This is a genomic window from uncultured Thiodictyon sp. (assembly GCF_903828115.1).
In the GTDB taxonomy this organism is placed as follows: Bacteria; Pseudomonadota; Gammaproteobacteria; order Chromatiales; family Chromatiaceae; genus Thiodictyon.
This window is the reverse complement of sequence record NZ_CAIKKU010000098.1, coordinates 1-11,358: the sequence shown is the minus strand read 5'-3', so window position 1 is coordinate 11,358 and position 11,358 is coordinate 1. Positions and strand designations below refer to the sequence as shown.

10 protein-coding genes are annotated in these 11,358 nt (G+C 66.2%); 8 read left to right on the top strand and 2 right to left on the bottom strand.

Going from position 1 to position 11,358, the window contains the following annotated elements; genetic code table 11:
• Positions 1-316: 316 nt before the first annotated feature.
• On the bottom strand, positions 317-1,591 hold the full coding sequence (locus QZY48_RS03595) for a glucose-1-phosphate adenylyltransferase (protein ID WP_295427827.1): 1,275 nt from the start codon (positions 1,589-1,591) through the stop codon (positions 317-319).
• A 419-nt stretch (positions 1,592-2,010) separates the two neighbouring features.
• Between QZY48_RS03595 and gpmI the strand changes: the two genes are divergently transcribed.
• From gpmI to QZY48_RS03575, 4 genes are all read left to right on the top strand, one after another.
• On the top strand, positions 2,011-3,558 hold the full coding sequence (gpmI, locus tag QZY48_RS03590; protein WP_295427824.1) for a 2,3-bisphosphoglycerate-independent phosphoglycerate mutase: 1,548 nt from the start codon (positions 2,011-2,013) through the stop codon (positions 3,556-3,558).
• Positions 3,559-3,677: 119 nt separating this feature from the next.
• On the top strand, positions 3,678-4,517 hold the full coding sequence (locus QZY48_RS03585; protein ID WP_295427821.1) for a thymidylate synthase: 840 nt from the start codon (positions 3,678-3,680) through the stop codon (positions 4,515-4,517).
• Positions 4,518-4,544: 27 nt separating this feature from the next.
• The gene (gene sohB / locus QZY48_RS03580; protein WP_295427818.1) at positions 4,545-5,573 is read left to right on the top strand and encodes a protease SohB; all 1,029 of its coding nucleotides are present in this window, start codon (positions 4,545-4,547) and stop codon (positions 5,571-5,573) included.
• A 148-nt stretch (positions 5,574-5,721) separates the two neighbouring features.
• Positions 5,722-6,084 carry a hypothetical protein gene (locus tag QZY48_RS03575; RefSeq protein WP_295427816.1) on the top strand — a complete coding sequence of 121 codons (363 nt, stop codon included), beginning with the start codon at positions 5,722-5,724 and terminating at the stop codon, positions 6,082-6,084.
• 226 nt (positions 6,085-6,310) lie between these two features.
• Here the strand turns inward: QZY48_RS03575 and QZY48_RS03570 are convergent, their stop codons facing one another.
• Positions 6,311-9,457 carry an error-prone DNA polymerase gene (locus tag QZY48_RS03570; protein ID WP_295427813.1) on the bottom strand — a complete coding sequence of 1,049 codons (3,147 nt, stop codon included), beginning with the start codon at positions 9,455-9,457 and terminating at the stop codon, positions 6,311-6,313.
• Positions 9,458-9,604: 147 nt separating this feature from the next.
• Here QZY48_RS03570 and QZY48_RS03565 point away from each other — a divergent pair, with 147 nt between their 5' ends.
• From QZY48_RS03565 to QZY48_RS03550, 4 genes are all read left to right on the top strand, one after another.
• Positions 9,605-9,844 (top strand): DUF433 domain-containing protein, encoded by a 240-nt coding sequence (locus QZY48_RS03565; RefSeq protein ID WP_295427811.1) that lies wholly within the window; start codon positions 9,605-9,607, stop codon positions 9,842-9,844.
• Between the two features lie 173 nt (positions 9,845-10,017).
• Positions 10,018-10,689 carry a hypothetical protein gene (locus QZY48_RS03560; protein ID WP_295427809.1) on the top strand — a complete coding sequence of 224 codons (672 nt, stop codon included), beginning with the start codon at positions 10,018-10,020 and terminating at the stop codon, positions 10,687-10,689.
• Between the two features lie 78 nt (positions 10,690-10,767).
• On the top strand, positions 10,768-11,115 hold the full coding sequence (locus QZY48_RS03555; protein WP_295427806.1) for a hypothetical protein: 348 nt from the start codon (positions 10,768-10,770) through the stop codon (positions 11,113-11,115).
• 54 nt (positions 11,116-11,169) lie between these two features.
• Entirely contained in the window at positions 11,170-11,271 is a 102-nt protein-coding gene (locus QZY48_RS03550) for a GIY-YIG nuclease family protein (protein ID WP_295427803.1), read from the top strand.
• The last annotated feature ends 87 nt before the right edge of the window (positions 11,272-11,358 follow it).

The following is an 11,358-nucleotide window of genomic DNA, read 5'->3' as shown; positions in this document are numbered from 1 at the left end:
GTCGTTGTCGTAATCGTGGTCGGATTATTCGATTACGACAACGACAACGACAACGACCGCGTACCCGGGATCTCGGTCATCGCATCAGTTCTGATCGCACCCGGAGGGCGGGGCTAGGCGCGCCGGATCGAAGGGGGGCCCAGACCTTGGTCATAATCCCGGCCCGGCAGCCAACGGCGGGGTCGGTGGTCCGCGCAGCGGACCCTACGGGGGCCGTAGGGTCGGTTGGGGTCAGGAACGAACCCCAACACGTTTGCGTCTTAACCTCAGGCTGCCCGTTGGGCTTCGTTCCTCAGCCCAACCTGCCATGCTGTTCCTACTCCCCATACCCGCCGCGGCGGGAACCGTCAACATCCCGGGCGAAATAGCTCACGCGGCCGGCGGGGATGACGGTGACGCCGCCGGGGGTGACGGTGAAGCGCAGGCGGTCCTTCTCCGGATCAAAGCCGATCGCATCCCCGGCCTCGATGAGGTTGTGACGGTCCACGATGACGTTGCGCAGGCGGGTCCCGCGGGAGATCCGGCAATAGTCCATGACCACGCAGTTCTCCAGCACCACGTCCTGCTCGATCACCGTCTCGCGCCGGATGATGGAGTCGGTGATGCGCGCGCCCTCATGGACCACCGAGGCCGCCCCGAGCAGGCTGTTCCTGATCTCACCACCCAGGATGCGTGCGACCGGACCCTGATAGTTGCTGGAGTAGATGGGCCACTCGGGGTTGAAGATGTTGAAGACCGGCTCCAGGCCGAGCACGTCCTGATGGGCGTCGAAATAGGCGTCGATGGTCCCCAGGTCGCGCCAATAGACCGGGTCCTCATAGGGCTGGATACGCGGGATCGCATTGGTGGCGAAGTCGTAGGCGAACAGCCGGTGGGTGCGCAGCAGGCGCGGCAGGACATGCTGGCCGAAGTCGGTCTCGCCCGCGTCCTTGCTGTCGCGCAGGGCCTTGAGCAGCACCTCGGTGTCGAAGACATAGTTGCCCATGGAGGCGAAGGCCTGGGTGGGGTCCGCGGCCAGGGGGGTGGGATTGGCGGGCTTTTCCTCGAAGGCGTGGATGCGCCCGTTCGCCTCGGCGGCGATGACCCCGAAGCCCTGGGCGTCCTTCAGCGGCACCGGCAGGGCGGCGATGGTCACGTCCGCCTCGCTCTCCCGGTGGAAGTCGACCATCTGGCGGATGTCCATGCGGTAGATGTGATCGGCGCCGAAGATCACCACCAGGTCCGGGCGATGCTCCTCGATCAGGTTGATGTTCTGGTGGATGGCATCGGCGGTCCCCTGAAACCAATGCTCGCCGTAGCGCTGTTGGGGCGGCACCACGGTCACGTACTGATTCTGGAGCAGGGGTGAGATGGTCCAGGCCTTGCGCACATGCTCGATCAAGGATTGGGACTTGTACTGGACCAGCAGATAGATGGTCTGGATCTGGGAGTTGACCAGATTGCTGAGGACGAAGTCGACGATGCGGTAGCGCGAGCCGAAGGGCACCGAGGGCTTGGAGCGCGCCGCCGTCAGGGGTTGCAGTCGCGCCCCCTGGCCGCCGGCCATGACAAAGGCAATGATACGATCGGTGTTGCTGCGAACAGTCTTCATATCTCCTCCAGGGTGCCCGTGAACCGGGCTCGTTTGGTGATGCCGCCCAATGCCCGGTCGCCGGCGTCCGCGGACCGGACCTGCCCAGGGTCGCGACCGTGCCGCCGCCGCGCCCCCGCCGTTATCAGGCCTGTATGTTACGGCAGAACCGGCCAAGTTTCCCGCGGTCCCGAGCGGCCGCCGATCGGCGCCGGGCACGCCCGTCCCGGTGCTGCTGCCGGGCACGGCTGGAAGGCGGCCGTCGGCAGTCCCATATCGTCGCCCAGGGTAGGGGTGAAACTTTGCGCCACCGCACCATCCCAACCCACTAAACTGGCAGCCCCGGCGCCTGCCCGCCCGGCCCGCGGGCCGCGCCGCCGAAAATTCCGCGCACCGGCGGTCACCCTGACCGAAGGACCAACCCTTTAATGAGCGACACCATGAGCACCCCCCTGACCCAAGCCCCGCGCCGACCGGTGATCCTGATCATCCTCGATGGTTTCGGCCTCAACCCGAGCAAGGCCAACAACGCCATCGCCATCGCGCAGACGCCCAAGCTCGATGACTACTTTTCGCACTTCCCCCACTGCGCCCTGCAGGCCTCGGGGCTCGCCGTGGGCCTGCCGGACGGGCAGATGGGCAACTCGGAGGTCGGGCACATGAGCCTGGGCTCTGGCGGTGTGGTCAAGCAGGACCTGGTGCTGATCGACGCGGCCATCGCCGACGGCAGCTTCTTCGAGAACCCGGTCCTGACCGCCGCCGCCCGCGCCGCCGCCGCCGCGGGCCGGCCGGTCCACCTGATGGGACTGGTCTCGGACGGGGGCGTGCACAGTCATGTGAACCAACTCGTCGCCCTGATCGAACTGTGCCGCCGTGAAGGCGCCCGGCCCATGGTCCACGTCTTTACCGACGGGCGCGACACCCCGCCGCGCTCCGCCAAGGCCTTCCTCGCCCCGGTCGAGGAGGCCCTGGCGGCCGCCGGCGGGGCCATCGCCACCGTCACCGGGCGCTATTACGCCATGGACCGCGACCAGCGTTGGGAGCGTACCGAGATCGCCTGGCGCGGCCTGGTGGAGGGGGCGGGGCGCCACGCCGCCGACGCCCGCGCCGGGATCGATCAGGCCTATGCGGCGGGCGAGGATGACGAGTTCATCCGCCCCACCATCATCGCCGGCGGCGAGTTGATCCGCGACGGCGATCAGGTCATCCATTTCAACTTCCGCAAGGACCGCCCGCGCCAGATGGTGGAGGCCTTCTTCCAGCCCGACTTCAAGCCCTTCCACCGCAACGGCGTCACCGGCGTGAAGGTCACCTGCATCATGGAATACGACGACACCTACGGCCTGCCCTTCGCCTTCGACCACGACATTCCCCGCATCACCCTGGGTCAGGTCTTGAGCGACGCCGGCATCCCGCAGTTCCACTGCGCCGAGACCGAGAAATACGCCCATGTGACCTTCTTCTTCAACGGCGGGCGGGGCGACCCCTTCCCCGGTGAGGAGCGTGGTCTGATCCCCTCGCCCAAGGTCGCCACCTATGACCTGCAGCCGGAGATGAGCGCCCCGGCGGTGGCCGATACGACCATCGCGGCACTTGAGAGCGGGAACTTCCCCTTCATCGTGGTCAACTTCGCCAACGGCGACATGGTGGGTCACACCGCGGTGCGCGAGGCGGTGATCGAGGCGGTGCGGGTACTCGACCGGGAGGCGGGGCGGGTCATGGACGCGGCGCGGGCGGCGGGCTATTCCATCATCCTCACCGCCGACCACGGCAACTGCGACGAGATGATCGATCCGGCGAGCGGTGAGCCCCACACCCAGCACACCGTCTACCCGGTCCCCTGCCTGGTCGCCGACGAGACCCAGTGGCGGCTGTCCACCGGCGGCGGCCTGGACGCCATAGCGCCGACGGTACTGCAACTCATGGGACTGCCGATCCCCAAGCAGATGCAGGGGCACTCGCTGCTGCTGGGGCCGGCGACGGTCTGAGCGCGTTCTGCGCCGGTCGGCCGGAAGGCCGACCGGCGGCCGATCAAATCTTGCCTCCTTGATCCTCAGCTTGCAGGATAACGCGGATAACCGCTGCCTGAACCCCCGCCGGAGCCCCGATGCGCCAATACCTGGACCTGCTGCAAGACGTGGTCGACCACGGCAGCGACAAACCGGACCGCACCGGCGTGGGCACCCGCTCGGTGTTCGGGCGCCAGGTGCGCTTCGACCTGCGCGAGGGGTTTCCGCTGCTGACCACCAAGCGCGTACACTTCAAGAGCGTGGCCCAGGAATTGCTATGGTTTCTGTCCGGTTCCACCGATAACACTGAACTGAAGGCCCGCGGGGTCGGCATCTGGGACGAGTGGGCGGCGCCGTCCGGCGACCTGGGGCCGATCTACGGTGCCCAGTGGCGCAGTTGGCGCTGCCCGGACGGGCGTACCATTGATCAGCTCGCGGACCTGGTCGCGACCATCCGCGCCCGTCCGGACTCCCGCCGCCTGGTGGTGTCCGCCTGGAACCCGGCGGACCTGCCGGACGAGACCCGCAGTCCCCAGGTCAACGCGGCGGCCGGGCGCATGGCGCTCGCCCCCTGCCATTGTCTCTTCCAGTTCTATGTAGTGGATGGGTGCCTGTCCTGCCAACTGTATCAACGCAGCGCCGATCTCTTCCTCGGCGTCCCCTTCAACATTGCGAGCTATGCGCTCCTCACCCACCTGGTCGCGCAGCAGTGCGACCTGGGGGTGGGCGAGTTCGTGCACAGCTTCGGCGATCTCCACCTCTACCGGAACCACATAACCGATGACATCGTCTTTGCGCAACTGGCCCGCAACCCCCGGCCGCTCCCCCGGCTGGCACTCGCCCGGCGTCCGCCCAGCCTGTTCGATTACCGCTTCGAGGACCTCGCGGTCCTGGGCTACGAGCCCCATCCGGTCATCCGTGCCCCCATCGCGGTGTGAAGGCCAGGGCGCCCGGGAAGGTACACGATGATCGCTATGCTGCTCGACTATGTGCTGTTCCTGGCCAAGACCCTCACGGTGCTGGTGGCCATGGTACTGCTGGTGGTCTTCGCCATCCGCGCCCGCCACACGGGGGGCGGCGCGGACGACGGCGAGCGTCTGGAGATCCTGGATCTCAATGAGCGTTATCGCAGCCTGGCGCGGGCGCTCAAGGAGACCTGCCTGTCCAGGAAGGACTTCCGGGCCTATCTCAAGGCCGAGCGCAAGCGTGAGAAGGCGCGCGCCAAGGCCCAGACGGAGGAGCGCAAGCGGCTGTTCGTCATCGACTTCAGCGGCGACATCCGGGCCACCGAGGTGGCCGCGCTGCGCGTCCTGGTCACCACCATCCTGCTCGACTCAAGGGCGGGTGATGCGGTCCTGGTGCGGGTCGAGAACGGCGGCGGCACCGTCCACGAGCACGGCCTGGCCGCCTCCCAACTGGCCCGCCTGCGGGCGCGCGGGGTGCATCTGACGGTCGCGGTGGACAAGATCGCCGCCAGCGGCGGCTATCTGATGGCCTGTGTGGCGGACCGGATCGTGGCCGCCCCCTTCGCCGTGCTGGGCTCCATCGGCGTGCTGGCCGAGTTGCCTAACTTCCACCGCCTGCTGGAGCGCCACGGGGTGGACTTCGAGTTGCAGACCGCCGGGCAGTACAAGCGCACCCTGACCCTCTTCGGGGAGAACACCGACGCCGCGCGGCAAAAGCTCCAGGAACAGTTGGAGGAGACCCACAACCTGTTCAAGGGCTTCGTGCACGAGTACCGCCCCGCCCTGGACCTGGAACTGGTCGCCACCGGTGAGTATTGGCACGGCAACCGGGCGGTGGAACTGGGCCTGGTGGACGCCATCCAGACCAGCGACGACCTGCTGCTGACCGAAAGCGAGCAGCGCGACCTCTTGCAGCTCAAATACACCGCCAAGAAGAAGCCCATCGAGCGGCTGCTGGCGAGCCTGCAGGGGGCCCTGGCGGGGCGCCTGGCGGCCTGGGCCGGGCACCTGACGCAGAGTCCTCGATGAGTCCGCGCGGCACCCGCAAGGAAGGGCCTTTTTTGTGTCATCGCGAGTCCTTGGGGTTGCGCCGCGTGAAAATGGCTTCTACGCTCATGAGTGCGCGGCGGGTACACCCTGGCACCGCGCCACCACCCACTTTGGAAGGAGACCACAGATGAAATTGTATAGCCCCCGTTTCGTCGTGATTGCGCTCGCGTCCGCGGCCCTCTGCGGCGCCCTGGTCAACGCCCCGGCCGGTGCCGCCGACTCGGCCTGTAAGGGTCTGGAGGAAGCCAAGTGCGCCGCCATGGACGGCTGCGCCTGGACCAAGGAATACACCCGCAAGGATGGCAAGACCGTCGCCGGCCATTGTAAGAAGGCGAGTGTGCCGGGTGCCAAGGCGGCCACCAAGGACAAGGGTTCCACGCCGCCCGCCGACATGGGCACGGGCATGGCGCCCGCCGGCACCGCGACCGGGAAAGCGCCCGTCGGCATGGGTACCGGGGCCGGGCAGATGCCGATGCAGAAAGCGCCCTAGTCCGTGTTCCGGCCCGGGAGCCCACTGCCGTTAAGTTAAGCGCCGCAGCCCAAGCGCCTGGAGTCCAAGGCTTCAGCCTTGGCCCGCTCCAAGGCTGAAGCCTTGGACTCCAGGCAGAGGCGACGCGGTCGGCGAGTGCGCCGTAACTTAATGGCAGTGATCTGGGAGCCCCGGCCGTCCGGCGGGGGGCTTCGCGGGTCCGGTGCCTGGTGACACCGCCCGCGGTTCAGCAGAAGTCCCGCGAGCGGGTGACGAGCCCGCCGAGCAGGGCCGAATAGTCCGTCAGGCGCCGGGTGATCAGGTGCGTCACCCCCGCCTCCCGCTGCACCTCCCCATCGACCCCCAGTAACCGCGCCCCCAGGAGCACCGCCCGCTGCTGCTCAGCGAGTTGCTTCCACACCACCAGGTTGACCTGGCCCGTCTCGTCCTCCAGCGTGACAAAGGTGACGTCGTGGGCGGTGCCCGGGCGCTGGCGGTTGATCACCAGCCCCGCGGTACTGATCCGCGCCCCCGGCGGCACCGCCTCGACCTCAAGGGCGGTCAGCAGGTGCCGGGCGGCGAGGTGTGGGCGCAGCAGGGCCAGGGGGTGGCGACCCAGACTGAGCCCCAGGCTTGCGTAGTCGGCGACGATCTGCGCCCCCTCGGTGGGCGCCGGGAGCGGCGGCAGGCCGACGGCGGCCCGCGGGGGCGGGAGCGCCAGTTCGTCCTGGACCGGCCGCCGGGGTGGACCCAGGCCGATGAGCCCGGAGACCGACCAGGCCGCCCGGTGCCGATCGCCCGCCAGGGGGGCCAGTGCATCGGCGCGGGCCAGGGCCTTCAAATCGCCCCGGTCCAGGCCCGTGCGGTCGATCAGGTTCGCCAGGTTCGCCCAGGGTGCCGCACTGCGCTCCGCCACCAGGCGCCCGGCACCGGCCCGCGACAGGCCCTTGACCAGGCGCAGGCCCAGGCGCAGGGTTTGGGGGCGCGGGCGTCCCGCCCGCGTGGCGTCAGGAGGCTCGGGCTCCTCCAAGGTGCAATCCCAGTCACTCGCGTTCACCGTGACCGGCCGCACCTCCACCCCGACGCGCCTGGCCTCCCGGAGCAACTGGGCCGGGGCATAGAACCCCATCGGCTGGCTGTTGATGAGGGCCGCGAAGAAGGCGGCCGGTTCGTGGTACTTGAGCCAGGCGGACACATAGACCAGGAGCGCGAAGCTCGCGGCATGGGACTCCGGAAAGCCGTACTCGCCGAAGCCCAGGATCTGGTGATAGATCTGCTCGGCGAACTCGCGCGTATAGCCGCGCTCCAGCATCCCGCCGATGAGCCGCCCGCGCAGCGCCTCCAGACCGCCCCGCCGCCGCCAGGCGGCCATGGAGCGGCGCACCTGGTCCGCCTCGCCCGGTGAAAAGCCGGCCGCCACCGTGGCCACCTTGATCACCTGCTCCTGGAAGATCGGCACCCCGAGCGTCCGCCCAAGGACCTCCTTGACCGCTTCGGACGGATAGCTCACCGGCTCCAACCCCTGGCGACGACGCAGATAGGGGTGGACCATGTCCCCCTGGATCGGGCCGGGGCGCACGATCGCGACCTCGATCACCAGGTCATAGAAACAGGCGGGCTTCAGGCGCGGCAGCATCGACATCTGGGCGCGCGATTCGATCTGGAAGACCCCGGTGGTCTCGCCGCGCTGGATCATGGCGTAGACCCGCGGGTCCTCGGCCGGGATGTCGGCGAGCGTCAGCCGGCTGCCGCGGAAGCCATTGATCAGGTCCAGGGCGCGGTGGATGGCGGAGAGCATCCCGAGCGCCAGGCAGTCCACCTTGAGCAGCCCCAGGGTGTCCAGGTCGTCCTTGTCCCACTGGATCACGGTGCGCCCGGGCATGGCCGCGTTCTCCACCGGCACCAGGCGCGACAGCTCCCCGCGGGCGATCACGAAGCCGCCGACGTGCTGGGACAGGTGGCGCGGAAAGCCCAGGACCTCATGGACCAGGCGCATGGTCTTGAGCACCAGCGGGTTGAAGGGGTCGAGCCCGACCTCGCGCAGCCGCTCCGGGGCCACTGCCTGCCCGTCCCACCAGTTGAGATTGCGCGCCAGCCGGTTGACCTGGTCGAGATCCATCCCCAGGGCCTTGCCGACATCGCGTACCGCGCCCTTGGGCCTGTAGGTGATCACCGCGGCGGCCAGGGCCGCCCGGTCGCGCCCGTACTTGGCATAGAGATACTGGATGACCTCCTCGCGGCGCTGGTGCTCGAAGTCCACGTCGATGTCCGGCGGCTCCCCGCGCTCCCGGGAGATGAAGCGCTCGAACAGCATCTCCATGCGCGCCGGGTCCACCTCCGTGATCCCGAGGCAGTAGCAGACCGCCGAGTTGGCGGCCGAGCCCCGGCCCTGGCAGAGGATGCCGCGGGCGCGGGCGAAGCAGACGATGTCGTGGACGGTAAGGAAATAGGGCTCGTAGGCCAGTTCCGCGATCAGGGCCAGTTCGTGCTCGATCTGATCGCGCACCCGGGGCGGGCAGCCGTCCGGCCAGCGGGTGGTCACACCTTCCTCGGTCAGGCGTCTCAGGTAGGCCGCGGGGGTGACGCCCGCCGGGACCAACTCGTCCGGGTACTCGTAGCGCAACTCGTCCAGTGAGAAGCGGCAGGCGGCGGCCAGTTCCAGGGTCTGCGCCAAGAGGTCGGGCGGATAGAAGCGCGCGAGATCCGCGCGGGTACGCAGGTGATTCTCCCGGTTCTGGGCCAGGGCCTCGCCCGCCTGGTCCACCCGCACCCCGAGCCGGATGGCGGTCAGTACATCCAGGAGCGGGCGCCGATTCGCGGTGTGCATCGCCGCCTCGCCGCAGGCGGTGAGTTTCAGCCCCAGGTCCGCGCCCAGGGCCCGCAGCCGCGCGAGCCACGCCAGGTCGGCGCCGCGGCGCTGCTGGACCACGCCGATCCAGAGCCGTTCGTCGCACAGGCCCTTCAGCCACTCACCCTGCGCCCGCTGCTCTGCGTCACCGTCCGCCGCCGTCGGCAGCCAGACCAGCAGACAGCCCGGCAGCCCGGCGGCCAGGTCCGCCGCCAGCAGCCGGTCCGTCCCCTTGGGCGCGCGCCGCCGCGCCGCCGTGATCAGGTGCGCGAGGTTCCCGTAGCCGTCCCGATCCATCGCCAGTGCCGCCAGGCGCGGGCCTGACTCCACCCGCAACTCGGCCCCGATGATCAGGTGCAGCCCCAGGGTGCGCGCCTCGGCGTGGGCGCGCACCACCCCGGCGAGCGAGCACAGGTCGGTCAGGGCCAGCGCGCTGTAGCCCAACTCATGGGCGCGCCGGACCAGTTCCTCTGGGTGCGAGGCGCCCCGCAGGAAGGAGAAATTGGAGCGGCAGAGAAGTTCGGCGTAGGCCGGGGTCGGGGTCAAGGTCGGGTGTGTCTGGTCGATAACTGTTGTTATATACAGTATCGGCCAGTTTGACGGGGATTGCAGCACGGGTTTGCGTCCCGTCGGCGACCGGCTCCATAATCGCCACCAGGCGAGAGTGTCGTCAGGCCCACTGGAGGCGGATACATGACTTGGCAACAGAGAATCCGCATCGACCCGCTGATCTGCCACGGGCAGGCCTGCATCAAGGGCACGCGCGTGCCGGTGTCCGTCGTGCTCGACAACCTCGCCGCCGGTCTCGCCGAACAGCAGATCATCGCCAGCTATCCATCCCTGACCACGGACGACGTCCCGGCCGCGATCCGGTATGCGGCGGAGTTGGCTCGCGAACAGGTCATTGACCTGCCGGAACGCGATGCGGCATGATATTCAAGGGCCGTAGGGCGGATGCCCGCAGGGCGATCCGCCATTGCGCGGGTACCTAAAGAGGCGGAACCGCCTGCGGCGTTCCGCCCTACGCGGGCTATTGCTATGCAAGGAACCGGTCCCGCGTTTTTCGGGATACGCCTCCCGCTGATCGCATTTCGATATTTAATCCAATGAATCACGAACACCCAGAGATGATCAGCATTATAGGCTCGGCCTACTGCCAGCCAATTGCCGACCTGCTGGAGAAGTTGCTAAAAAAGGAGAGAGTAGAAGATAGTAGACTCCACTCCGGCTACCATGAGTCAGGATACGCGGCGTCTGTTATTCTGTTACTGGTTGCGATGCTTGAATCATATGTGGCGCGCTTGCACTATTGCAACCGAGAACAAATCACGGCGCCGAGCGAAGACAAGCTGAGCGCGGTCGAGGTAATACGTTATGTTTTTCCAGATTCGACGGCTTTGGAAGAGCTGGCTGAAGTTTACATTGTGCGCGACGCGCTGATTCATTCCCATCTATGGGAGCTTAATGTTAGGGAGGCGACGAGAAATATCAGATGCGGCGATAAAAAGTTCAAGAAGCGGGTAGATGAAAAAACTCGGCGCACGAAGAATCTTGGGCTAAATGTCGTGCCGACTTCTATTGATCGGGAAGATGCGCTTAAGGTCTTTAATGCGATTTGGACGGCGCTTCTTGACTTCAAAGGTAAAGATAGCTCTACGCTCGCTTCATCAGACCATCCAATCAGATTTAACGGCGAGCAGATGCCGTTCTCAAAGCTGCGAGACGAAATAGAAAAGTCACGGTCGCGGGGGCGCGAAAAGGAAGGGACGCCCTTTTAGCGTGAGTTACAGCTAAACGGCGATCGAGGTTTTCCCCCAATATTCTCGTTCTTCGGAAATCGAACTTAGGTCTGTTCTATGCGCACCCGCCTTCTAATTGCGTTTTGGTTGCTTGTTTGGGCAAGCGGCCTGAAAGCCGGATGGTTCAGCCCCGACAACTATGCAGAATGTATGAGCGAAGCTATAGACGGTAAACGTGGATTATCTTTTAAATACGCCTTGGAAGGTGCAAAAGTTCGTTGCTTTAAGGAGCATTGCGAAGGACGACTTGAGACGATTGTTGTCAGAACGAAAGAGGAAAGCATGAGATGTAAAGCGGCGGAAGAGAAGATGAGAGCGGGAAAAATGCCAGGCCGCTTCGACGATTTGATCTTGGGCCTCTGCGAAGAAAAGGAACAGGTTTTCAAAGATTCCACTTGCCCATAGGAAGCAGCAGATAGCGCCTAAATCTTACAATCATCCTAAGCGAGCGAGTCCGGCATGAAAGGCTTCGTTTACGTCATGTCCAACAAGGCAATGCCCGGCCTGGTGAAAATCGGCTATTCGACAAAGCACCCCGAGTTGCGTGCGGAAGAGCTATAGTTAACCGCAAAAATTACTGTACTAAAAGTCAAGTGAAGGAGCCCCTGTCATGAATAATCATACCCCCGTTATTGATAATGACGTCCT